Source organism: Paraburkholderia jirisanensis, from assembly GCF_054782355.1.
This window is the reverse complement of sequence record NZ_BAAGSQ010000033.1, coordinates 91,720-112,960: the sequence shown is the minus strand read 5'-3', so window position 1 is coordinate 112,960 and position 21,241 is coordinate 91,720. Positions and strand designations below refer to the sequence as shown.

Here is a 21,241-nt window from a genome sequence, read left to right as displayed (position 1 = left end):
GCGGCTGATGGGTCAAGCCTGCCCGCATTTCACGGCGCCGGGGCGGGTTTTCCCGCCGCCGCGTTGGCGTGTGCCTTCTTTTCCGCGTTCTGCAAGTTCTGCGGGTAATGCTGATCGTCGGTACCCGGTTGATAGCCGTTTTGCTCGAGTTTCTTGACCTCTGCTTTTTGCGCGGCGCGCGTGGTCGTCGAGCCTTGCGAAGCCGGGTTCGGTTGCTGTGCCTGTGCGGCGCTGCCGGCCGCTGCAGCGGCCACGCCGAGCGCTGTGCACACGGCGGCGATGAGCGCGGCACTTGCACCGCGCGGCTTGCGGGAATGGGGAATCATGGCGAAATGCGTCCGAAGGGTTATCATGCATTTCCGCCTAGCATGGGGTGTGCCGCGGCGGTCCAACGTCGTACTGGAACGGCGTTTGCTTTATTCGTCAGGCTGGCCTGTTCACGCCACTCGGGAGAAGCGCATGACGCAATATGAAATGCAGGTCTTGCAGGCGGATATGACGATGCTGATCGTCGCCCGCGAAAACGCAATCGAACTGTTTCCGGCCGCCAGCACCGACGGCAAAGCCTACGTGGCGCTGCATACCGACTCGCTCGCCGAATTGAGCGGCTGGCGCGAGGTGCTGCAGGCTGGCGGCCGTCCGCACCGGCTCGTCAACCATGCTTACGGGCATCGGCAGGAAGTGAATAATCCGGACTGGTAATCGGACGCTCGATACGACGGCCGGCGCGTTTGCGGAAGGAATTCCGCGCACGCGCCGGCTTTTTCATTGGACTTCATTGCATTTTTCGCTGGCGTTGTTTCCGTCGGGCTTTGCTATTTCAGGTAGACCTTGGGCGTCACCGACAGCCCGAGCGGCAACGGATGATCCTGCGGCAGCCCGCGATCGATCAGAATCTTTACGGGTACACGTTGCACGATTTTCACGAAGTTACCCGTCGCGTTTTCTGCCGGGAACGCCGAGAAACGCGATCCGCTACCGGCCTGAATGCTGTCGACGTGGCCGTGCAGTTCGAGGTCGGGATACGCATCGACGTCCAGCTTCACCGCGTCGCCGGGGCGCATACGGGTCAACTGCGACTCCTTGAAGTTCGCGGTCACCCACACCTGCGGCGCCACCACCGAGAACAGCGATACGCCTGCCTGCAGGAAGGTGCCGAACTGCACGCTGCGCCGCGTGATCCAGCCGTCGGACGGTGCGCGGATCTCGCAATACGACAGGTTCAGTTCGGCCTGCTCCAGTTGTGCGCGCGCCTGTTCGACCTGCTGGCGGCGCTCGGCCACCGTGGCTTGCGCCTGGCGGATCTGCTGCGGCACGAGGCTCGCAGTCTGCAATTGCGCGCGCGCCTGCTGCACGCCGGCACTGGCGGTTTGCTGCTGCGCGGTGGCGGTGTCGATGTTCTGCTGCGTGGTGGCGCGCACGTCGACGCTGTGCTGTCGCTGGTAGGCGGCCTGCGCCTGGTTCAGCGTCGCCTGCGCGGAGTTCACCTGTGCCTTCGCCTGCTGGAATTGCGCGGGGTACTGCACGCGCGCGATGTCGAGCTGGATGTCGGCGGCGTTCAGTTGCGCCTGCGCGAGCCCGAGCTGCGCCTTCGCCTGATCGACTTGCGCGATGTAGTCGCGCTTGTCGATCACCACCAGCAGGTCGCCCTTGTGTACGCGGGTGTTGTCGTCGACGTTCAGCTGGACCACGTAGCCGGATACTTTCGGCGCGATGGTGATCGCGTTGCCGTCGGTGTAGGCGTCGTCGGTGGTCAGCTGGTTGCGGGTGGCGAAGGCGTAGATGCCTGCGGCGATCAGCAGGATTACTACGCCGGCGGCGAGGATGTAGAGCGGTTTGCGCGACTTGTGGCCGCCTTCCTTGTCGCCGCTGTCATCCTTGCCGCCTTTGCCATGCTTGTCGGCGTTGTCGTCCTTTGCGTCTTTGCTGTCGGCTGCACCGCGCCCGGCATCGTCACCCGCAGTGTTTTGCGATGCGGTGTCGTGCGCACGGCCGTCGTCGTTGTCGCTGTTGCGGCCGTTGTCCCGATCGTGCTCGCCCCGTTCCTGCGCCGGACCTTCAGCCATGATGCAGCACTCCCGCGAGTGCGTTGACCGGGCCGCGCATCATCGTTTGCTTCCTTTGTCGCTCGAGTGCTCCGGTTTGCCTGGGCCGTCGCCGCGCGGCGACGGACTGGCAGGATCGATGCGCGTCGTGCCGCCGGTGGCAGGCGGATCGCTGGCCGGGAAGGTATCTTCGACGCTCTTGTCGATCTGCTTTTCCGAACGGTCCGCGTGCGGGTGCTGCTCGTGCTGGCGCTTCGGCGCGCCGCTGCCGGCGGCGCGCACGTCGTGCGCCGCGCCTGTCCGGTGGTTGGACTCTGGTTGACCGAGCATGGAAATTCTCCGTGAAGTGAACCTGGAGACCCGTCAGCAAGGAGCGTTCCTCAACGCTTGTCTCCAGTCAGCACGCGCCACGCTCGATCAGCTTCTCGGCATCCGCTCGACTCAGCGGTTCGCGCATCGCCTCCCCAAGCCGCCCGATGTCGGCATCGCGGCCGCAGCCGAGCGCGCCTGCGACATAACCATGCTTGCATAGCAGCGCGATAAAGCGATACGCGTCAGGGTCACCCAGCATCACGGTTTCATCCCACGACTGCGGATGGCCGAGATAATCGAAAGTCTTGTCGAAGTGGTAAGTCCAGAAGAACGGCGGCGCGGCCGGCACCGCGGGCAGACCGAGCATCGCCCGCGCGGCGGCACGCCCATGCTGTTGCGCGACGCGCCAGTGTTCGATGCGCACGCGCCGGTTGTCGCCGAACGGGAACGCGGCGATATCGCCCGCCGCATACAGATGTTCGGTCACGCGCATCGATTCGTCGACGTTCAGGCTGCCGTCATCGTTGCGCGCGACGCCGCTGACAAAGCCGGTGGCCGGCGTCACGCCGGTGCCGATCACGACGAAGTCGCATGACAGCGTCTCGCCGCCCTTAAGACGTACATCGAGCGGTGCGCCGGCGGCGAAGCCTTCGATCTGCGAGTTCATTCTGAATACGGTGCCGTGCGCTTCGTGCAGGCGCATGAAGATGCGGCCGAGTTCCGCGCCCATCTGCTTTTCGAACGGCACCTGTTGTTGAGCGACGACCGTCACCTGCACGTGGCGCTTAGCCAGCGACGCCGCAATCTCGAGCCCGATGAAGCCACCGCCGAGTACGACCGCGCGTTTGCCGTGTGCGGCATGTTCGGCAAGCCGTTCTGCATCCGCGCGGTTGCGCAGCAGCAGCAGGCGCGGTTTGACGGCTGGATCCTCCGCGCCATCCAGCTTCGGCATGTTCGGCGTGCCGCCGGTCGCGATCAGCGCGGCGTCGTAGCGCAGCGGCGCATGGTCTTCGAATTCGATCTCGCGCTGTGCGGCATCGAGCCGCGTGACGCGCGCGTCAAGCCGCTCGATCCGTGCTTCGTCGAAGAAACTGTCGGGCAGCAGCGGCGGCACGTCGGCCGGTTCCATCTCGCCGGACGGCACGAATTTGCTCAGCGACGTGCGGTCGTATGGCGTCTGCGCTTCCGCATCGATCAACACGATGCGCTCACGGCAGCCGAATTCGCGTAGTGCCGCACAGGCGGCTGCGCCGGCTGCACCGGCGCCGACGATCGCGAATACGCGTTGCGCCGACGGCGGCGCAACGCTGCGCAAGTCGGCGCGGTTGTCGCACACGGGCGCTGGTCTGGAGGGCTGCTCGGCCGTTGCGCCGACCAGCACGTCGCCGTTCTCGATCCGCACCGGATAGCGCGGCAGCGGCTGCAACGGCGGCGGCTCGACGAGTGCACCGGTTTCGATCTCAAAGGTGCCGTTGTGCCACGGACAGATCAGGTGGCCCCGGCATACCGCGCCTTCTTCGAGCGGCGCGCCCGCATGCGGGCAGTCCGCGCCGAGCGCATGAACCGTAGCGCCACTGCGGATCAGCAGGATCGGCGTGTCACCGAGTTTGACGCGGCGTGGACGCGCTTCTTCGAGGTCGGCGAGTGCGGCGACCTTTTGCATGGGGGCGGGAGTGGACATCGGGGAACCTCGGTTGGAAACGCGCCTTGCGGGCGGCGGATTCAGATGTTGTTGCAAATGCTGTGCCGCTGCGGCGGGCCGTATTCGTCTGCGTAGCGACGGGCGCCCGGTGCGGTAGCGGGTGTGGCGCGCGCAGTGCCCGAGGTGCATTCAGCAGTCGCTCCACGTACGAAGCGGCCAGGTATGTCGCTTGCAGAACCGCAGATACAGGATCCACCGCGCGCTGCCGTCGCGTGCTTCGCCACTGTCACGGAGAATGTATGAGCGACCTTGTCGACGAAGCGACCCACAGCACACGTGCTGCTGCTTCAATCAACCAGAACCGGGCGACGCCGCGTGCCTCGCGAGATAGCTGCGTGCACAACCATTTCCCGTTACGCGATCTCGAAGAGCGGCTTGCGTTACTGCGCTTCGATTCAGATGACGCTGCAAGTCGCGCACAGGCGCTGCAAGCACTCTGTGCTGCCGCGCTCGACCGCCTGCCGCTGCCCGGCCATGGCCACACGGCGCTGCGCTGGAGTGCGCTCGCCGCGGTCGCCGCTTGCGATCTCGCGCTGGTCAAACTGTACGAAGGACACACCGACGCGCTCGCGATCCTCGCAGAACTCGACGCCGCGTCGCTCGCGGTGCCGCACAGCCGTTGGGGCGTGTGGGCCGCCGAGCCGCCGCAACCCAAGGTAAAGGCGCGCGCCGGCAGCGGACGCGCACTGCTGCTGCAAGGCGTAAAGCCGTGGTGCTCGGGCGCGGGCGCGCTGACCCATGCGCTCGTCACCGTGTCGCGTGACGATGGCGCACCGGTGCTCGCTGCAGTCGACCTCGCACAGCGTTCGATCAGCGTGTCCGACGCAGGCTGGCAGGCGGTCGGCATGGCTGCTACCGGCACTGCCGAAGTGCGCTTCGACGGTGCCTATGCGGAGCAGGTCGGCGAGCCCAACGCCTATCTCGAGCGGCCCGGTTTCTGGCACGGTGGAGCGGGCATCGCGGCATGCTGGTACGGCAGTGCGGCGCAGCTTGGCGCACGTCTGCGCGCAGCGGTGGGCCGGCGTCGCGACCCGCATGCGTGCGCCCATCTCGGCGCGGTCGATACACAACTGGCCGCGGCCGGTGCGCTGCTGCGCGAAACGGCGGCGGAGATCGACCGTCATCCGGATGCCGACGCGATGCACGGCGCGCTGCGCGCGCGGCTCGCGGTCGAACACGCGGCGAACGCGGTCCTCATGCATGTGACGCGCGCGCTTGGCGCGGGGCCGTTGTGCGGCGAGCGCCGGTTTGCGCGGGCTGTGGCAGACCTGCCGGTGTTTGTGCGGCAGAGCCACGCGGAGCGCGACGAAGCGGCACTCGGCGCGGCGCTCGTCGATGCCGACGTCGCGCCGTCAGGAGAGCCCTCGGCCAATGCGTGCGCAACGCTCGATTCGGCCTGGCGGCTCGACGACACTTAACGGCGCCGCGCGTGCACTGCGGTGAACCCGCTGGCCGCGCACCGTCGCTTCATCGCACCGCCGTGTAACCCGGCCCGGCTAGCGATCAACCCGCGAGGTCGCCAGCCGGCAGACGGTTACGCCGACACGCCGTCACGCCGTCGCAAGAGCCGCCGATATCACACCATCGCCATCACCAGGGAACCACCGATGCCGCTTTCCGCCGCCTATTTCGACGACATGTATCGCGTCGGCGACGACCCATGGGGTTATCGCCACCGCTGGTACGAGCGCCGCAAGCAGCAGCTGACGCTTGCCGTATTGCCGCGCGAACGTTACCGGCACGGCTTCGAGCCGGCCTGTGCGAACGGCGAACTGGCTGCGTTGCTGGCAGCCCGCTGCGACACCTTGCTCGCATCCGACCTGAGCGGCAAGGCGGTGCGCGCCGCACGGCGGCGCTGCGCCGGTCTGCCGAACGTCAGCGTCGAGCAACGCGTGATGCCGCACCAGTGGCCGCTGGCGTCGTTCGATCTGATCGTGATCGGCGAACTGGCGTACTACCTCGATGCCGGCGAAACCGACGCGCTCGCCCGACGCGTATGCGCATCGCTGGCTGCGGACGGCACGCTGCTCGCGTGCCACTGGCGCCACGCTTTCGCGGAAAGCCTGCAATCGGCCGTCGACGCGCATGCGGCGTTCGACCGCTGCACGTCGCTCGTCAAGCTGGTGCATCACGAAGAGCGCGATTTGCTGCTCGACGTGTGGTCGAAGGACGGACGCTCGGTGGCCGAGCACGAGGGGCTCGCATGATCGGTATCGCGATTCCCGCGCACAACGAAGCGGCGCTGCTCGATGCCTGCCTGCAGGCGGCCTGCGCGGCCGCTGCGGATGCCGCGCTCGGCGGCGAGCCGGTGCGCATCGTCGTCGTGCTCGACGACTGCAGCGATGCGTCTGCGTCGGTGGCGAGCCGCTATCCGGTCGACGTGCTGCATCTGGCGGCGCGCAATGTCGGCGTCGCGCGCGCGGCCGGTGCTGCCGCGCTGCTGGCAGGCGGTGCGCGCTGGCTCGCGTTTACCGATGCCGACAGCCGCGTCGCGCCCGACTGGCTGGCCGCGCAACTCGCGTTGCATGCCGATGCGGTATGCGGCCCGGTCAGCGTCGACGACTGGAGCGCGCATCCGCCGCATGCGCGCTCGGCGTTCTATCTGTCCTACCTCGATGCCGACGGACACTCGCATGTGCATGGCGCGAATCTCGGCGTGTCGGCGGCCGCGTATCAGCGTGCCGGCGGTTTTCCGCCGCTCGCGTGCAGCGAGGATGTCGCGCTGGTGGATCGGCTTGCGGCATCCGGCGCGCGGATCGCATGGAGCGCGGCGCCGCGCGTCGTGACGAGCGGGCGCCGCGATGCGCGTGTGCGCGGTGGTTTTGGTGACACGCTGGCCGCGCTCGCAGCGGGGTAAGTGGCGAACCCCGTGGCAAACCCCTTTGCGAACCGCATGGCAAAGCCCGTGACGAACCAGTTGGCGAACCAGTTGCCGAACCGCGAGCCTACATATTCGTGTACGAACTGCACCAGCCGGCAGCGGCCACCTGTTTCGCCCCGAACAGCGTGCAGCCGCCCCATGCGTCGCTGGATTTACCCTGAAACAGCGAGCAATTGCCGCAATTCTGGCTGGCCGACCACGTCGGATATTTACCCTTGTCGACCTGCGCGGCGGCTTCGGTATAGCCGACTGCGCGCGCCGCCGGATCGGCCACACTGAGTTTGTCGCCATCGGCGCGCGCGGCGCGGGCCAGCGGCGCAAGCACCAGTGCCGAACCGAGGCCGGCGCTGCGTGTGAGAAACGTGCGGCGCGAAAACGTCATGGTCAACTCCTGCGATGCTGCACGGCGGCCCGCGGCGCTGCTACGCCACCGCAAGCCCCGTGCAATTATTGCGGTTCCCGCTTTACCGTATGCTTTTGCGTCGGCCCTCGCGGCCGCCGGTGATTGATCGCGACAAACAGCGCCGCGAGCCCGACGAACGCGCCGACCAGCAGTATTTCATTGCGCAGCACGCGCGCGTAGCCGAGCTCGAGCACATCGATGAACGGATAAGGATAGAAGTCCGAAAGCGCGCCGCGCGCCATCGTGATGGCCACATAAGCGAGCGGATAGATCAGCCACAGCAGGCATTGCCGCAGCGTCAGATGAAAGCGCGGCACGAACAGCAGCCAGTAAATCGCGCACAACACCGGTAGAACCGTATGCAGGCTCTCGTTGACCAGCGAACGGTAGCCGTGCAGCGTCCACATCCCGCGCAGCAGCAGGTTATACGCAAGCCCGACGAACACCATGTAGACGACGGTCGCCGTGACCACCGTCGGCGCGCGAAAGAACCGCGCGATCGGCGTCGGCGGTCGCAGCGCGATGCAGGTGAAGCAGATCGCGCACGCGAGTGCCGTCAGGTTGGTCAGGTAGCTGCTCATCCGCTCGAACGCATCGAGCACACCGTAACCGCGCGCTGCGAGCCGGCCGATCGTAATATCGGCCTGCGCAGCAAACGCGAGCCACGCGATCAGCGCGATGACGCCGGCGCACAGCCGCGACGCGGCGCTCGGCGTAGGGAGCGGCAATTCGTGCCGCGCGGCGGCGGGAGGAGTCGGATTTAGAGCCATTCGTCGATTTTAGCCGTGCCGCGGGAGCGGTGCAGAATGCGCAGCGATAAGGCTCAGCGCGCCTTGCATGCATATTGGGTACGGTGCGCCATCTCGGGGATTGCTTTCAAGAAATGCTTGCTGGATGCCGTAAACCTGACAACAACCGTTCTTCCTTTGTGCCGTCGGCAGAGATCCTGCGCGCGGCTCGCCGCCCATGAATCTCGCTACTTCACCGCGCTTCGCGCCATGCTAGATCCGGTTAGCATCCTGATCGTGACGGTGCTGTCCGGCATCATCAGCATGGCCGTGCTCGGCTCGCTGCGACCGGCGCGGATTCCGGGCGTCACGTACTGGATCAGCGCCAATGCGCTCGCGATCGTCGGGCTGATTCTGTTCGCACTGCAACGCACGACGCCGCCGTATCTATCGGTGGTGTTCGCGAACGGCGTGTTTTCGCTGGCGGTATTGCTCATGCTGCAGGGTTGCCGGCAGTTTTTCGGGCAGCCGGCGTTCAATCGCGCGGAATACGCACTGTGGGCCGCGATGTTGCTCGGCATGATCTTCTGGACTTACCGCGTGCCGGATACCAGTGCGCGTATCGCGCTGTCGTCGGGATTTCATGCGTACGTCTATGCGTCGGTGGGCTGGAACGCGTGGCATGGGCACCAGCCGGGCCGGCCGAAATACAGCTATTACTTCGTCACCGTCACGGCATGGCTCGGCGCGTTCGGGCATATGACGCGCGGGCTGGTGTATGGCTTCGGTCTGGTCGCGCAGCCGGCGCTGCTGCAGCCGACACCGGTCAATATCGCGTTTCTCGGCCTGGGTATTCTGGCGCTGCCGTCGTTGTCGATCGGCATGGTGATGCTTGCGCAGGACCGCATGGCCGAGCGGCTCGAGCGCTGGGCCAATATCGACGAGCTGACCGGCGCGCTGACGCGCCGCGCGTTTCTGGCGCAAGCCGAAGCGCGGCTCGCGAACGCGGCAGCGCAAGGCCGGCGGCTGTCGATTGCGATTCTCGATATCGACCACTTCAAATCGATCAACGATGCGTACGGGCACGCGTGCGGCGACGAGGTGCTGGCGCATTTCGGCCGGCTGGTGGCCAGCAATATCCGCGCGGCCGATCTGTTCGGGCGCCTGGGCGGCGAGGAGTTCGCGGTGCTGTATCCGGCCACCGGACGCCCCGACGCGGTCACCCAGCTCGACCGGATGCGCGCGCTGGTGGCCACCAGCGGCTGCCGGATTGCCGACGAGCGGCTGCTGGTCTACACGTTTAGCGCCGGCGTCGATGAATACCAGCGCGGCGAGACGCTCGCGCATCTGATGGCGCGCGCCGATGCGGCGCTGTATGCGGCGAAGGCGCGCGGCAGGAATTGCGTGATGGCGGCGTGAGGGAAGTGCGCGGCGGCACGTAGTGCAGGTCGTGACAGCGCGCATCGCGTACGTCGCAACCGCGCGCTCGCAGCGTGAGCGAAGTACGCGCGATACGCGATGGGTGTGACGGTTTGGGCAAGCGCTCGACGCAGGAACTGCACGACGGCGCTTCGTGAGCAACTCACACGTCGGCAACCTGCGGGACGGCAGCCCGAAAACGCGGTGCGTGCGCCGCCGCGCTCACCGCTACAACGCCACGTCCACCCCGATCGCGTCAACCGCCTTGCGCCGGTAACCGCCGGTTGCGAGCAGTAGGCTACGCGTGTACTCGTGCTGCACCTGCTGCGCGCGAATCGCTTCGACGCCCAGTTCCTCGACGACCTCGCCGTTGCGCATCACCGCGACGCGCGAGCACAGAAAGCCGATCACCGCGAAGTTATGGCTGACGACGATCATCGTCAGCCCGCGCTCGCGATGCAGCCGGCGCAGCAGGTTCAGGATCTCGGCCTGCACCGACACGTCGAGCGCGGAGGTCGGCTCGTCGAGCAGCAGCACGCGCGGCTCGACGATCAGTGCGCGCGCAATGGCGACGCGCTGGCGCTGGCCGCCCGATAGCTGGTGCGGGTAGCGGAAGCGAAAGCCCGGCCCGAGCCCGACCTCGCGCAGCGCATCGGCGATGCGCTCGTCCTGGCGGTCGAGCCGGTTGATCGCGAGCGGCTCGCGCAGCGTCTGGTCGACGGTGAAGCGCGGATGCAGCGAGCCGTATGGATCCTGAAACACCATCTGCACGTCGCGCCGCAACGCGCGTGCTGCGACCTGCCGGTTGGCACCGGCCTCGTGCACGCCGATCGACACGCGCCCTTGCGCAAGCGGCACGAGGCCGGTCAGCGCGCGCAGCAGCGTCGATTTGCCGGAGCCGGATTCGCCGACGAGGCCAAACACCTCGCCCGCGTCTACCTTGAAGCTGGCGTTGCGCACCGCGTCGAACGGCCCGGTTTTGCTGCGAAAACGGATGGTGGCTGCGTCGACGTCGATCATGCGGAGGCTCCGTGCACGCCGGTGTGTGCCTGATCGGAAGCGTCATGGCGCGCTTCGTCGAGCCAGGCCGGGTCGCGCGCCAGCACCGGTAGTTCGTCCGGCGGGTTGGCAAGCGGCGGATTCGCGGCCAGCAGCCCGCGCGTATAAGGATGTTGCGCATGCAACAGATCGCGCGCCGCACAGGTTTCGACCACGCGCCCCGCGTACATCACGACCACGCGGTCGCAGAACGACTGCACGAGCGGCAGGTCGTGGCTGATGAAGATCAGCCCCGTATCGTGTTTCGCGATCATCTCGTCGAGCACGCCGAGCACCTGGGCGGACACCAGCACGTCGAGCGCGCTGGTCGGCTCGTCGGCTACCAGCAGACGCGGGCCGGTGGACACCATCATCGCGATCATCACGCGCTGGCCCATGCCGCCCGACAGTTCGTGCGGGTACGCATCGGCGACGCGCTCAGGGTTGCGGATATGCACCGCGGCAAGCGCGTCGACGATTTTTTCGCGCAGTTCGCGGCGGCCGGCTTTCGGGGCGTGCCGTGCGAATGCTTCGCGCAGCTGCGCGTCGACCGTCATCACCGGGTTCAGCGAGTACTTCGGGTCCTGCAGGATCATGCCCATCTGCCGGCCGCACAGCCGGCGCCGCTCGCGTGGCGACATCGCCAGCAGATCGGCGCCTTCGAAGCGCAGCGCGCGGGCACTGATTTTCGCAGCGGGCGGCAACAGACCGAGCAGCGCGCGGCCGGTCAGCGATTTGCCGGAGCCCGATTCGCCGACGATGCCGAGGCGCTCGCCTTTTTTCAAGGTTAGCGACAGGCCGCGTACCGCGTCGACGAGTGTGCCGTCGTGGCCGCGAAACGCGATACGCAGCGCGTCGATTTCGGCGAGCAGCGGCGACGTGTCGGCGGCGGACGCTGCGGCTGCGGCGGTATCGGTATCGCGAAGGTCGGTGGTCATCCGTCAGTCTCCGTGGCGCGGATCGAACACGTCGCGCAGGCCGTCGCCGAGCAGGTTGAAGGCCAGGCTCACTGCGAGAATCGCGCAGCCGGGAATCGTCGCGACCCACCATGCGTCGAGCAGCACATTGCGACCCGAGGCGACCATAAAGCCCCATTCGGGGCTTGGCGGCTGCGCGCCGAGGCCGAGAAAACCGAGCCCCGCGACCGTCAGGATGATGCCCGCCATGTCCAGCGTCGCGCGCACGATCACCGACGACGAGCACAGCGGCACGATGTAGCGCAACAGCAGCCGCATGCGCGACGCGCCTTGCAACCGCGCGACGTGGATGAAATCGGCCTGCACGATCCGGAGCGTTTCGGCGCGCGCGAGGCGCGCATACGCGGGCCATGCGGTGATCGAAATTGCGATCACCGCGTTGATCACGCCGGGGCCGAGCGCGGCGGCGAAGGCGAGCGCGAGCACGATTTTCGGGAACGCCAGCGCGATATCGGTGATGCGCATCAGCAGGTTGTCGAGCCAGCCGCCGAAGAAGCCCGCGGTCGTGCCGATCAACAGGCCGATCGGCACGACGATCACCACCACCAGAATCGCGATCGACAGCGTGATGCGCGAGCCGTAGATCAGCCGCGACAGGATATCGCGGCCGAGCTGGTCGGTGCCGAGCCAGTGCGATGCGGAACCGGGCGGCAGCAGACGGTCGGACAGCACCTGGTGCAACGGGTCGTGCGGCGCGAGCAACGGCCCGCACGCGGCGACGAGGATCAACAGCAGCAGGATCGCGAAGCCGAACAGCGACAGCGGATTGCCGGCGAAGCGCTGCCAGCGCCGGTACGCGCGGCCGAGCGCAGCCTGGCGGCGCGACGCGGGCGTGTCGGTCAGCAGCCAGGCGCGCCAGCCTGGCTGCGCGGCGGGGTGGGGCGAATGCTGGGGCGAACTCATCAGCGGGCACGCGGATCGAAGACGCGATACAGCGCGTCGGTCAGCAGGTTCAGCGCGATAAAGGTCGCGCCGATCACGAGCGTGCTGCCGAGCACGGCGTTCATATCGGCGTTCAGCAGCGCGCCGGTCAGATAGGAACCGATGCCGGGCCACGCGAACACGATCTCGGTCAGCACCGAGCCTTCGAGCAGAAAACTGTACGACAGCGCGATCACCGTCAACAGCGGCACCATCACGTTGCGCAACGCGTGCACCCAGATCACGCGCCGTTCCAGCAGGCCCTTGGCGCGTGCCGTCGTGATGTATTCCTGGCTCAGCTGGTCGAGCATGAACGAGCGCGTCATGCGGCTCAGGTACGCGACCGAGTAGTAGCCGAGAATGCCGGCCGGCAGCGCGATATGCGACAGCGCATTGAAGAACACCTCCGATTCGCCGGCCATCAGCGCATCGATCAGCAGGCTGCCGGTGTGCGTATCGACCATGCCGTCGAAGGCCGGATCGAGCCGGCCCGGGCCCGACACCCAGTGCAGCTTCGCGTAGAACAGCAACAGGCCCATCAGGCCGAGCCAGAACACCGGCACCGAGCTGCCGACCAGCCCGATGAAACGCGCCACATGATCGATCAGCCGGTTGTGGCGCACCGCTGCGATTACGCCAAGCGGTACGCCGATCAGCACGCCGATGAGGGTGGCGAGTGTCGCGAGTTCGAGGGTGGCGGGAAACACGCGCAGGATGTCGGTGAGCACCGGGTTCGACGTCAGCAAGGAAGTGCCCAGATTGCCGTGCAGCACGTCGCGCGTGTAGATCCAGAACTGCACCGCAAGCGGCTTGTCGAGTCCGAGCGCGGTGCGTGTGGCCGCGTACGCGCTCGCCGACGCGCGGTCGCCGATCACCGCCAGTACAGGATCGATCGGCACCTTGCGGCCGATCACGAAGGTCACCGCGAGCAGCCCGACGAACGTGACGGCAAGCGTGACCACCCAGCGCAGCGCGAACAGCGCGGCGCGCGCGCCGGCACTGCGTGCGGGCAGCGCGCGCAGCCGGTCGAGCGCGGTGACGGGAGTCGACATCGATTCAATCCTTAAACGACGTGGCGCGTGCGCTATGCGTCATTGCTTGTTCACATGCAGATACGAGACGAGGTCGTTGATCGGCCCCACTTCGAGCCCGCTCACGCCCGGCCGCGTCGCCACTTGCGACACCTGTTCGAACATGATCACGAACGGCGAGTGCGCGAGCATCTGCTTTTGCATCGTTTCGTACAGTTGCGCGCGCTTCGCGCTCGACGATTCGGCCAGCGCCGCGTTGGTTTCTTTCGTCAGCTCGGGAATGTCCCACGAATTGCGCCATGCCAGCATCTTGTAGCTGGATTTATCCGAATTGTCCGGGTTCCATGTGAAGCCTTGCGCGTTGCTGTGCGGATCGATGTAGTCGGCCGACCATTCGCCGATGTAGATATCGTGCTGGCGGGCGCGGTATTTGGCGAGCGTCTGCTTGTTGTCGCCCGGAATGATGTCGACCTTGATGCCGCCTTGCGCGAGATTGGCCTGCACCGCCTGCGCGATCTCGTTGTACGGGTAGCTGCTGCGCACGTCCATCGTGACGTTGAAGCCGTTCGGCAGACCAGCCTTGGCGAGCAGTGCTTTCGCCTTCGCGACGTCCTGGTGGTACGGGTTGCTGTTCAGCGCGCCGAGAAAGCCTTCGGGCAGGAAGGTCTGGTGCACCTTGTAGGTCGACTTCGCGATGTTGGTCTGGATGCCGTTGTAGTCGATCAGCCATTTCATCGCTTCCTGCACTTCGGGCTTCGCGAGATTCGGATTCTTGACGTTCAGGCCGAGATACAGCAGCGTCGCCTGCGGCACCGCGACCGCGCGTGCCTTGCCGGATTTCGCGAGCGCGGTCAGATCGTCGGGGCTCAGGTTGCGCGCGACGTCCGCATCGCCGTTCTCCAGCAACAGGCGCTGGCCGGAGGCTTCAGGCACGTGGCGCAGCACGATGCGCTTCATCGCAAGCGGCACACGGTAGCCGTCGAAGCGCTGCAGGATCATGCTTTCGTTGGCGGTCCACCTGACCAGTTTGTACGCGCCCGAACCCGCTTCGTTGGTGCGCAGCCATGCATTGCCGAAGTCGTTGTTCTGCTGGTGCGTGAGCAGCAATTGCTTGTCGACCACCGATGCCGGCCATGCGCCGAGCACGTTCAGCACGAAGGTCGGCGCGTATTTCTGATCGGTCGTCACGCTCACCGTGGTGTCGTCGATCTTCTTCACGTTCTTCAGCACGTTGTCTTTGGTCAGGCCGATGCCTTGCAGCACCGCCGCCGCGCCCTTGTCGAGCAGCACGGTGCGCTGGATCGACCACGCGACGTCGTCGGCGGTGAGCGGGTTGCCCGAGTGGAACTTGAGCCCGCTCCTGATCTTGAACGTGAGGGTCAGGCCGTCCGGGCTCACGCTCCACGACTGCGCGACGTCGCCGTTGAATTTCGACGGATCTTTCAGATCGACGCGTATCAGCCGGTCGTAGGTGTTCGCGATGTACTCCTCGGGCACCAGTTCGTAGACTTCGGCCGGATCGAGCGTCGAGAATTCGTCGAGCATGGTGGCCATCACCAGCATGTCCTTCGGTGTGGCTGCGGCCGCGGGCTGCAGCGCCGTCAGGCTCAAGCTCGCCGCGCCGGCTACCGCCGCAGCGGCGAGCGCGTTGCGCAATACCCGTTTCATATGGGGTTCCCTGGAAGAGAGTGGAATGGAAACTGTTGTAAATCGCGACCGGTTTGCTACATCAGCCGCAATGGTCCGCTGTCCGCGTTGTCGATCAGCGGCAGCGCGAGCGAGCCGGGCAGTTCGTAATGCCACCATTCGCTCGCGATATGCGTGAAGCCGGCGCCATGCATGATGCCGAGCAGCAGCAGCCGGTTGCGCTGCACCGCGGCGGGCAGGCCCGCGTGGAAGTGCCATGAGTCTTCGGTCATCGCGTCGAAGGCGGTGCCCATGTCGAGTGCGGTGCCCGCGGCATCGACCAGCGTCAGATCGACGGCCGTGCCGCGGCTGTGATTCGAGCCGCGCTTGAGGTCCGCGATGTAGGTCGGGTCGGGCAGAAAATCCCACAACACCTGCTGTGCTTGCGGCGGCCGGTACGCATCGAAGATGCGTAGCGTCAGGCCGCTTTTCGCCGCGATATCGATCGCGCGGCGCAGCGCGGCTTCGGCCGGCGCGAGCAGCAGACAGTGCGCGGCCTGGTAGATCGGCTTGCCGGTCAGGTTGTTCGGGCTCGCGTAGGCGAGGTCGATTTCTACGCCGTGGCTGGCGGGTGTGATCGGAATCAGCGTTAGGTGGTCTGTCATGAAGCGGGGCGGTGAGGGTGACGTGGGGCAGCCGGCAGGTCGAACCGCTCGAGTTCGCGCTGCAGTTCGCGATTGCAGGCCACGCGCGCATCGAGCGCCGGGCCGAGTCGTTCGACTACCGATGTGATCAGCAGATTGAACAGGCAGGTGAGCGGTGCGAGCGAGTCCCAGAACTGGCCGACGTCGGTTTTTACCTGCAGCAGGTCGCAGGCGAAATCGCGCGCCCATGGGCAATACGGGTCGGTGACCAGCGCAAAGCGCAGGCCGCGGCGCGCGGCTGTTTCGCAATAGCGGCGTGCGATGTGCGAATGAGGCGAATAAGCGCGTGTGTCGGTGACGATCAGGTACGGTGCCGCGAACTCCGAGTTCAGCGAGTCGACGTACGAGCCCGACATGCCGTCGCAGTAGAACACGCGCGGGCGGATGTATTCGAGGTGACTGAAAAACGCGTGGCTGATGCCGCGCGTCGACTGGATGCCGACGATATACACCGCATCCGCACGCGCCAGTTGTTGCGCGACGCGTGTAAAGGTTTCGCCTTGCGCAAGCGCGTACACGTGGCCGATGGCGTCCTGCTCGAGTTGCAGCGACGCGGCGAGTGTCGTGCTGGCGGCAGAGGGCAGCGGCGGATTCGCGCGGGTGTCGGTCAGGTTGGCGGCGTCGCTGTGGGGCGCATGGACATGCGGCTGGCTTCGCGTTTGCGTGTGCGTGTGCGTGTGCGTGTGCGTTCGCGGCTGCTGCGTGCGCTCGTCGCGCGGTGCGTCGTCGAGGGCTGCCGCGCGCCGGCGGTATTCGTCGAGCCGGTCGGCGATCATCCACGGCCGCTCGAGCGTGCCGCGTAGTTCGCGCTTCAGGTGGTCGAGATTGCGATAGCCGACGCTGCGTAGAAAACGCCCGACCGAGATGCCGCTCGTGCCGGTGCGTTGCGCGATTTCATCGGCGGTTTCGAGACCGACCCGGTCGAGGTTCGCCAGCATGTAACTGGCGATGCGCTTCGCCGTCGGTGTGAGTCCGGCAAAACGGGCTTCGACGGTTTGGGCGAACGCGGTCGGCATCGCGGCGATGGTTAGTTATCTGTCGTTGGTGTTGTGAATGTCATGCATCTAACAGGGCCAATAAGATGCGCGCCAGCTTAAAAAATCAATTGGCGTTGTGGTGGTAATAGGTTTAGGCGGTTGCGCGCATCGCGCGACGGGTGGCGCGCGGTTCGGCGGGAGGGTTTTGCGGAGGTCGCCGGGAAGGACGCGGCCGCCGCGCGCAAAGGCACGGAACGCCCGGGCGGCGCGGGCGGCCTGCGGGATGTCGTTATGCGCGCACGCCGGTGGCGGGCGGCGGTTGGTCCGGTTCCGGCTCCGGTGCGCCGATGTCTGGCAGGTCGGCGGGACGGCCGGGACTCGGCTCGGTCGGCGACGGTGTACCGGGCGGCACGGCAGGTTGGTCCGGGATCGGCGGATCGGACGCTGGATCGGATGCGTAGTGCGGCAGCATAAGGACTCCCTTCGCGGGTGCCTGCGTGGCAGGCGGGTCGCGCATCGCGCGCCGGATGGCGCGCGTCGTGCGCCTCTTCATGGTCCACAGCACATGCCGTACCCGCTGCCACGCCAGCTGCGTTACGCGCCCTGTTTCTGGCCCTTCAGTTCGTCGCGAATCTCACGCAGCAGCAGCACGTCTTCCGGCGGCGGCGGCGGGGCGGCCGGTGCCGCGTCGGCCGGCTTTGCTTCCAGCTCGCGCAGCCGGTTGATGAACTTGACGATCAGAAACACGATGAACGCAAGAATCACGAAGTTGAGCACCACGGTGATGAACGAGCCGTAGCCGAACACCGCGACGCCTGCCGTCTGCAGGTCTTTGTACGAATCCGGATTGCCTTTGAAGGTGGCCGGTATGTGCCCGAGCCTGAAAAATTTGTTCGAAAAGTCGATATCGCCCGACACGATGCCGACGATCGGCATGATCAGATCCTTGACGATCGAATTGACGATCGTCGAGAACGCGCCGCCGATGATCACACCCACCGCCAGATCCATCACGTTGCCCTTGATTGCGAACTGCTTGAAGTCTTGAAAAACGCCAGCCATGTTGAACCCTCCGTGGTAGTCGACGATGAAACGGTTAGCGAATTGCATTCCTGCGCTGGCGCCGCTGCGCGCGTGCGATGCCGTTGCACGGGCGAGCACGCCAACGCCCCGCGGTGCGCAAGGCGCGGACCCGCGCGGGGCGCCTGGTGCATGGCGTGGGGGTGTGGATAGGGTCCGCCCGGCGCACCCGCAGACCGCCGCGTACGTTGCGGCGCGAGCGCGTTGCACGTCGTCGCTCGCTCGTTGTGCGTAAGCGGCGCCTAATATGCAGTCACGTACGCAGTCGTGCGCAAGCAAGGGCTCATGGGCAAGCAAACAAGCCCACGCGCGTGTGCCGCCGCACGGCAGCGCAGCACGAACCACCAGGATCGAACCACGTTTCATTCGGTCCGCAGCTGATGCGTTTTATTGTTGTGCGAACCGGCGCGCCCAGCCTCTGTAGCGCCGGAACGTGCTCACGCAGGTCAATCCGCCTCGAGGCGTGCCCGATGATCAAGCGTAGAACCTTCCTGCTCGGTGGCGCTGCGACAGCCGGTGCGCTGGTGGTCGGCTGGTCGGCGTTGCCGCCGCGCCAACGGCTCGAGACGTCTGCGCCGTTGCCCGTGCAGCCCGCGCAAGTGGCATTGAACGGCTGGGTCAAGATCGCCGCCGACAACCGCGTCACCGTGATGGTGTGCCGCGCCGAGATGGGCCAGGGCGTGCACACCGGGCTCGCGATGGTGCTCGCCGAAGAGCTCGATGCCGACTGGTCGAAGGTCGCCGTCGACTACGCGCCGCTCGACAAGATTTACAGCAACGTGGAAAGCGTGCTCAGCAGCCTGCCGCTGCGTCCCGACGACGACAGCACGATGCACGGCCTTGCCACGTGGTTCACGCGCAAGGCGGTGCGCGAGTTCGGCGCGATGATGACCGGCGGTTCGAGCTCGCTCAACGATGCATGGCAGCCGATGCGCGAAGCCGGCGCGGCGGCGCGCGCGCTGCTGGTGAGCGCCGCCGCGGCGCAGTGGCGCGTGCCGGCCGGCGAGTGTCGCACCGCACTCGGCCGCGTGCTGCATCCATCGGGGCGTAGCGCGAGCTATGGCGAACTGGCAGCGCTGGCTGCGCAACAGTCGTTGCCGCGCCACATCGAGTTAAAGGATCCCGCGCGTTTCACGCTGATCGGCAAGCCGCTGCCGCGCATCGAGGCGCAGGCGAAGCTCGATGGCAGCGCGCGCTTCGGTATCGATGCGTTGCCGGATGGGCGTGATGTGCGCGGCGGCCCTGAAGTGCGCAATGGCCCGGATCGGCCCGAGGACATGCTGTATGCGAGCGTGCTGATGTGTCCGACGCTTGGCGGTTCAGTGGCGCGCTTCGACGGCTCGGTGGCGGCCGCGCTACCGGGCGTCGCGCGAGTGTTCGCGCTGCCGCCGTTTCATGGCGGCACCGGCGGCGTCGCGGTGATCGCCGACAACGCGTTTCTCGCGATGATCGCGCTCGACGTGCTGACAGTCGAATGGCACATCGACGATGCCAGCAAAGTATCGAGCGCCGACGTCGAGCAGCGCCTGTCGCGAGCACTCGACGACAGCGACGGGCACGCATGGTATGTGCAAGGCGACGTCGACCACGCGCTGGCCGGCGCGGCACGCACCGTGCACGCCGAGTATCGCGTGCCGTATCTCGCGCATGCGGCGCTCGAGCCGGTCAACTGCACCGCGCAGGTGAACCGCGATACGGCCATCGTGTGGGCCGCCACCCAGGTGCCCGATGTCGCGCGCCGGTGCGCCGCGCAGGTGCTCGGCATCGCGGATGGCCAGGTCGACCTGCGGCAACTGCTGATCGGCGGCGCGTTCGGCCGGCGGCTCGAGATGGATTACATCGCGCAGGCCGTGGCGATCGCGAGCCGCGTGCCGGGCACGCCGGTGCAGACGCTGTGGACGCGCCCGCAAGACATGACGCACGACTTCTACCGGCCCGCCTGCGTGGCCCGCTTCACCGCGGGGCTCGACGCAGCGGGCGCGGTGGTGGCGTGGCACAACACGTCGGCAAGCCAGTCGATCGTCGCCAGCTGGCTCGCGCGCAACTATGGCGTGCCGGCGTTCGGCGCGCATCTGGGGCGCGGCTTCGACAAGACCAATGCGGAGGGCGCATTCGATCAGCCGTATGAATGGCCGAACGTGCGGGTCGGCCACAAGGCGGTTGAATTGCCGGTGCCGGTCGGCTTCTGGCGCTCGGTCGGGCATTCGCATCAGGCGTTCTTCGTCGAGAGTTTTGTCGATGAGCTGGCGGCGGCCGCGGGCAAGGACCCGGTCGCGTTTCGCGCCGCGATGCTCGCGCATCATCCGCGCCATCTCGCGGTGCTGCATCGCGTGGCGGAACTGGCGCGCTGGGGCACGCCGCTTACGACCGACGCGCGCGGTCTCGCGCAGGCGCGCGGCGTCGCGTTGCACGAAGCATTCGGCAGCATCGTGGCGCAGGTCGCCGAGGTGTCGGTGGACGGCGACCGCACCATTCACGTGAACCGCGTGTTCTGCGTGATCGATTGCGGCTTGCCGGTGAATCCGAATCTGATCGCGCAGCAGCTCGAGGGGGCGATCGTGTTTGGGCTGTCCGCGGCGCTGTTCGGCGCAATTACGCTCGATAACGGCGCGGTGCAGCAGAAGTACTACACCGACTATCCGGTGGTGCGCATGAACCAGTGCCCCGAGATCCGCACCGACATCATGCAAAGCGGCGCGCATCCGCAAGGGGTCGGCGAAGCGGCGACGCCGCCGGTTGCGCCGGCGCTGGCCAATGCGCTGTTCAAGCTGACGGGGCAGCGGCTGCGCGTGCTGCCGCTGCGGGTTGCGTGACTTTTGTGATGCGGTGTCGGGCGCAGCGCGTGTGCCGCTGTGTCGATGCCGCTGCTTCTACGCTGATGCCGCCCGCCGGCGCGGGCAGGGGAGGAGACGATGCTGTCGCTCGACATCAACGGCGTACCGGCTGAGGTGCGCTCCGATCCGGCCACGCCGCTCTTGTGGGTGCTGCGCTGCGAGCTGAAGCTGACGGGCACCAAGTTCGGCTGCGGCGTCGGCGTGTGCGGCGCGTGCACCGTGCATATCGACGGCCAGGCGCAAGCGTCGTGCATGCGGCCGGTGAGCGAACTGCCGGGCCGCAAGATCATTACCATCGAAGGGCTCGACGGTGCAGAGGCGCGCGCGCTGAAGGCCGCGTGGACGCGTCTGGACGTGGTGCAATGCGGCTATTGCCAGAGCGCGCAGCTGATGGCCGCCAGTGCGCTGCTCAAGCGCAACCACAAGCCCGGCCCGGCCGACATCGATGCCGCGATGACGCCGGTGGTGTGCCGCTGCGGCACTTATCCGCGGATCCGCCAGGCAATCTACGAGGCCAGCGGGCAGAAGCCTCGATAGGGCCACGCGCGGTGCGCCGGCGGGCC

Annotated in this window: 22 protein-coding genes; 7 read left to right on the top strand and 15 right to left on the bottom strand. The window is 66.7% G+C overall.

Going from position 1 to position 21,241, the window contains the following annotated elements; translation table 11 throughout:
* Nucleotides 1-29: 29 nt before the first annotated feature.
* Nucleotides 30-326: a DUF4148 domain-containing protein gene (locus ACYVNQ_RS32615; RefSeq protein WP_460908872.1), complete on the bottom strand. Its 297-nt coding sequence runs from the start codon at nucleotides 324-326 to the stop codon at nucleotides 30-32.
* A gap of 133 nt (nucleotides 327-459) precedes the next feature.
* On the opposite strand from ACYVNQ_RS32615, the gene ACYVNQ_RS32610 reads away from it, so the two are divergent.
* Nucleotides 460-702, top strand: coding sequence for a hypothetical protein (locus ACYVNQ_RS32610; protein ID WP_460908869.1), 243 nt, complete (start codon nucleotides 460-462; stop codon nucleotides 700-702).
* Nucleotides 703-815: 113 nt separating this feature from the next.
* Here ACYVNQ_RS32610 and ACYVNQ_RS32605 read toward each other — a convergent pair whose 3' ends face one another.
* The 3 genes from ACYVNQ_RS32605 to ACYVNQ_RS32595 all read right to left on the bottom strand — a co-directional run bounded on the left by ACYVNQ_RS32605 (nucleotide 816) and on the right by ACYVNQ_RS32595 (nucleotide 4,038).
* Nucleotides 816-2,066 carry an HlyD family secretion protein gene (locus ACYVNQ_RS32605; RefSeq protein ID WP_460908867.1) on the bottom strand — a complete coding sequence of 417 codons (1,251 nt, stop codon included), beginning with the start codon at nucleotides 2,064-2,066 and terminating at the stop codon, nucleotides 816-818.
* 39 nt (nucleotides 2,067-2,105) lie between these two features.
* A complete protein-coding gene (locus ACYVNQ_RS32600) occupies nucleotides 2,106-2,375 on the bottom strand; it encodes a hypothetical protein (RefSeq protein ID WP_460908865.1) in 270 nt (89 codons plus the stop codon).
* Nucleotides 2,376-2,442: 67 nt separating this feature from the next.
* Entirely contained in the window at nucleotides 2,443-4,038 is a 1,596-nt protein-coding gene (locus ACYVNQ_RS32595) for an FAD-dependent oxidoreductase (protein WP_460908863.1), read from the bottom strand.
* 260 nt (nucleotides 4,039-4,298) lie between these two features.
* Here ACYVNQ_RS32595 and ACYVNQ_RS32590 point away from each other — a divergent pair, with 260 nt between their 5' ends.
* The 3 genes from ACYVNQ_RS32590 (at nucleotide 4,299) to ACYVNQ_RS32580 (ending at nucleotide 6,916) form a co-directional block, all read left to right on the top strand.
* A complete protein-coding gene (locus tag ACYVNQ_RS32590; RefSeq protein ID WP_460908861.1) occupies nucleotides 4,299-5,477 on the top strand; it encodes an acyl-CoA dehydrogenase in 1,179 nt (392 codons plus the stop codon).
* Nucleotides 5,478-5,666: 189 nt separating this feature from the next.
* On the top strand, nucleotides 5,667-6,266 hold the full coding sequence (locus ACYVNQ_RS32585; protein ID WP_460908859.1) for an SAM-dependent methyltransferase: 600 nt from the start codon (nucleotides 5,667-5,669) through the stop codon (nucleotides 6,264-6,266).
* Nucleotides 6,263-6,916: a glycosyltransferase family 2 protein gene (locus tag ACYVNQ_RS32580; RefSeq protein ID WP_460908857.1), complete on the top strand. Its 654-nt coding sequence runs from the start codon at nucleotides 6,263-6,265 to the stop codon at nucleotides 6,914-6,916. The genes ACYVNQ_RS32585 and ACYVNQ_RS32580 overlap by 4 nt, the downstream gene beginning before the upstream one ends.
* Before the next feature lie 88 nt (nucleotides 6,917-7,004).
* Here the strand turns inward: ACYVNQ_RS32580 and ACYVNQ_RS32575 are convergent, their stop codons facing one another.
* A complete protein-coding gene (locus ACYVNQ_RS32575; protein ID WP_460908855.1) occupies nucleotides 7,005-7,322 on the bottom strand; it encodes a high-potential iron-sulfur protein in 318 nt (105 codons plus the stop codon).
* Nucleotides 7,323-7,387: 65 nt separating this feature from the next.
* Entirely contained in the window at nucleotides 7,388-8,113 is a 726-nt protein-coding gene (locus ACYVNQ_RS32570) for a Pr6Pr family membrane protein (RefSeq protein WP_460908853.1), read from the bottom strand.
* 228 nt (nucleotides 8,114-8,341) lie between these two features.
* Between ACYVNQ_RS32570 and ACYVNQ_RS32565 the strand changes: the two genes are divergently transcribed.
* On the top strand, nucleotides 8,342-9,490 hold the full coding sequence (locus ACYVNQ_RS32565) for a GGDEF domain-containing protein (protein WP_460908851.1): 1,149 nt from the start codon (nucleotides 8,342-8,344) through the stop codon (nucleotides 9,488-9,490).
* A 228-nt stretch (nucleotides 9,491-9,718) separates the two neighbouring features.
* Here the strand turns inward: ACYVNQ_RS32565 and ACYVNQ_RS32560 are convergent, their stop codons facing one another.
* The 9 genes from ACYVNQ_RS32560 to mscL all read right to left on the bottom strand — a co-directional run bounded on the left by ACYVNQ_RS32560 (nucleotide 9,719) and on the right by mscL (nucleotide 17,826).
* A complete protein-coding gene (locus ACYVNQ_RS32560) occupies nucleotides 9,719-10,510 on the bottom strand; it encodes an ABC transporter ATP-binding protein (protein ID WP_460908849.1) in 792 nt (263 codons plus the stop codon).
* Nucleotides 10,507-11,466, bottom strand: a complete 960-nt coding sequence (locus ACYVNQ_RS32555) for an ABC transporter ATP-binding protein (RefSeq protein WP_460908846.1) — start codon at nucleotides 11,464-11,466, stop codon at nucleotides 10,507-10,509. The genes ACYVNQ_RS32560 and ACYVNQ_RS32555 overlap by 4 nt, the downstream gene beginning before the upstream one ends.
* A 3-nt stretch (nucleotides 11,467-11,469) precedes the next feature.
* The gene (gene nikC / locus ACYVNQ_RS32550; protein WP_460908844.1) at nucleotides 11,470-12,408 is read right to left on the bottom strand and encodes a nickel transporter permease; all 939 of its coding nucleotides are present in this window, start codon (nucleotides 12,406-12,408) and stop codon (nucleotides 11,470-11,472) included.
* A complete protein-coding gene (locus tag ACYVNQ_RS32545) occupies nucleotides 12,408-13,478 on the bottom strand; it encodes an ABC transporter permease (protein WP_460908842.1) in 1,071 nt (356 codons plus the stop codon). Before ACYVNQ_RS32545 ends, nikC begins: the two co-directional genes overlap by 1 nt.
* Before the next feature lie 39 nt (nucleotides 13,479-13,517).
* Nucleotides 13,518-15,125, bottom strand: coding sequence for an ABC transporter substrate-binding protein (locus tag ACYVNQ_RS32540; protein WP_460908839.1), 1,608 nt, complete (start codon nucleotides 15,123-15,125; stop codon nucleotides 13,518-13,520).
* A gap of 56 nt (nucleotides 15,126-15,181) precedes the next feature.
* On the bottom strand, nucleotides 15,182-15,748 hold the full coding sequence (gene ddpX, locus ACYVNQ_RS32535; RefSeq protein WP_460908837.1) for a D-alanyl-D-alanine dipeptidase: 567 nt from the start codon (nucleotides 15,746-15,748) through the stop codon (nucleotides 15,182-15,184).
* Complete coding sequence (locus ACYVNQ_RS32530) at nucleotides 15,745-16,803, bottom strand: MurR/RpiR family transcriptional regulator (RefSeq protein WP_460908835.1); 1,059 nt, start codon at nucleotides 16,801-16,803, stop codon at nucleotides 15,745-15,747. The genes ddpX and ACYVNQ_RS32530 overlap by 4 nt, the downstream gene beginning before the upstream one ends.
* A gap of 250 nt (nucleotides 16,804-17,053) precedes the next feature.
* On the bottom strand, nucleotides 17,054-17,236 hold the full coding sequence (locus tag ACYVNQ_RS32525; protein WP_460908833.1) for a hypothetical protein: 183 nt from the start codon (nucleotides 17,234-17,236) through the stop codon (nucleotides 17,054-17,056).
* Nucleotides 17,237-17,358: 122 nt separating this feature from the next.
* Complete coding sequence (gene mscL, locus ACYVNQ_RS32520) at nucleotides 17,359-17,826, bottom strand: large conductance mechanosensitive channel protein MscL (protein ID WP_460908831.1); 468 nt, start codon at nucleotides 17,824-17,826, stop codon at nucleotides 17,359-17,361.
* A gap of 488 nt (nucleotides 17,827-18,314) precedes the next feature.
* Here mscL and ACYVNQ_RS32515 point away from each other — a divergent pair, with 488 nt between their 5' ends.
* Nucleotides 18,315-20,657, top strand: a complete 2,343-nt coding sequence (locus ACYVNQ_RS32515; protein ID WP_460908829.1) for a xanthine dehydrogenase family protein molybdopterin-binding subunit — start codon at nucleotides 18,315-18,317, stop codon at nucleotides 20,655-20,657.
* A gap of 99 nt (nucleotides 20,658-20,756) precedes the next feature.
* Nucleotides 20,757-21,215 carry a (2Fe-2S)-binding protein gene (locus ACYVNQ_RS32510; protein WP_460908827.1) on the top strand — a complete coding sequence of 153 codons (459 nt, stop codon included), beginning with the start codon at nucleotides 20,757-20,759 and terminating at the stop codon, nucleotides 21,213-21,215.
* Nucleotides 21,216-21,241 lie beyond the last annotated feature (26 nt).

What these genes read in the sequence shown, in the direction of transcription:
- ACYVNQ_RS32615 (WP_460908872.1), bottom strand. Translation starts at nt 326, where the DNA reads ATGATTCCCCATTCCCGCAAGCCGCGCGGTGCAAGTGCCGCGCTCATC.
- ACYVNQ_RS32610 (WP_460908869.1), top strand. Translation starts at nt 460, where the DNA reads ATGACGCAATATGAAATGCAGGTCTTGCAGGCGGATATGACGATGCTG.
- ACYVNQ_RS32605 (WP_460908867.1), bottom strand. Translation starts at nt 2,066, where the DNA reads ATGGCTGAAGGTCCGGCGCAGGAACGGGGCGAGCACGATCGGGACAAC.
- ACYVNQ_RS32600 (WP_460908865.1), bottom strand. Translation starts at nt 2,375, where the DNA reads ATGCTCGGTCAACCAGAGTCCAACCACCGGACAGGCGCGGCGCACGAC.
- ACYVNQ_RS32595 (WP_460908863.1), bottom strand. Translation starts at nt 4,038, where the DNA reads ATGTCCACTCCCGCCCCCATGCAAAAGGTCGCCGCACTCGCCGACCTC.
- ACYVNQ_RS32590 (WP_460908861.1), top strand. Translation starts at nt 4,299, where the DNA reads ATGAGCGACCTTGTCGACGAAGCGACCCACAGCACACGTGCTGCTGCT.
- ACYVNQ_RS32585 (WP_460908859.1), top strand. Translation starts at nt 5,667, where the DNA reads ATGCCGCTTTCCGCCGCCTATTTCGACGACATGTATCGCGTCGGCGAC.
- ACYVNQ_RS32580 (WP_460908857.1), top strand. Translation starts at nt 6,263, where the DNA reads ATGATCGGTATCGCGATTCCCGCGCACAACGAAGCGGCGCTGCTCGAT.
- ACYVNQ_RS32575 (WP_460908855.1), bottom strand. Translation starts at nt 7,322, where the DNA reads ATGACGTTTTCGCGCCGCACGTTTCTCACACGCAGCGCCGGCCTCGGT.
- ACYVNQ_RS32570 (WP_460908853.1), bottom strand. Translation starts at nt 8,113, where the DNA reads ATGGCTCTAAATCCGACTCCTCCCGCCGCCGCGCGGCACGAATTGCCG.
- ACYVNQ_RS32565 (WP_460908851.1), top strand. Translation starts at nt 8,342, where the DNA reads ATGCTAGATCCGGTTAGCATCCTGATCGTGACGGTGCTGTCCGGCATC.
- ACYVNQ_RS32560 (WP_460908849.1), bottom strand. Translation starts at nt 10,510, where the DNA reads ATGATCGACGTCGACGCAGCCACCATCCGTTTTCGCAGCAAAACCGGG.
- ACYVNQ_RS32555 (WP_460908846.1), bottom strand. Translation starts at nt 11,466, where the DNA reads ATGACCACCGACCTTCGCGATACCGATACCGCCGCAGCCGCAGCGTCC.
- nikC (WP_460908844.1), bottom strand. Translation starts at nt 12,408, where the DNA reads ATGAGTTCGCCCCAGCATTCGCCCCACCCCGCCGCGCAGCCAGGCTGG.
- ACYVNQ_RS32545 (WP_460908842.1), bottom strand. Translation starts at nt 13,478, where the DNA reads ATGTCGACTCCCGTCACCGCGCTCGACCGGCTGCGCGCGCTGCCCGCA.
- ACYVNQ_RS32540 (WP_460908839.1), bottom strand. Translation starts at nt 15,125, where the DNA reads ATGAAACGGGTATTGCGCAACGCGCTCGCCGCTGCGGCGGTAGCCGGC.
- ddpX (WP_460908837.1), bottom strand. Translation starts at nt 15,748, where the DNA reads ATGACAGACCACCTAACGCTGATTCCGATCACACCCGCCAGCCACGGC.
- ACYVNQ_RS32530 (WP_460908835.1), bottom strand. Translation starts at nt 16,803, where the DNA reads ATGCCGACCGCGTTCGCCCAAACCGTCGAAGCCCGTTTTGCCGGACTC.
- ACYVNQ_RS32525 (WP_460908833.1), bottom strand. Translation starts at nt 17,236, where the DNA reads ATGCTGCCGCACTACGCATCCGATCCAGCGTCCGATCCGCCGATCCCG.
- mscL (WP_460908831.1), bottom strand. Translation starts at nt 17,826, where the DNA reads ATGGCTGGCGTTTTTCAAGACTTCAAGCAGTTCGCAATCAAGGGCAAC.
- ACYVNQ_RS32515 (WP_460908829.1), top strand. Translation starts at nt 18,315, where the DNA reads ATGATCAAGCGTAGAACCTTCCTGCTCGGTGGCGCTGCGACAGCCGGT.
- ACYVNQ_RS32510 (WP_460908827.1), top strand. Translation starts at nt 20,757, where the DNA reads ATGCTGTCGCTCGACATCAACGGCGTACCGGCTGAGGTGCGCTCCGAT.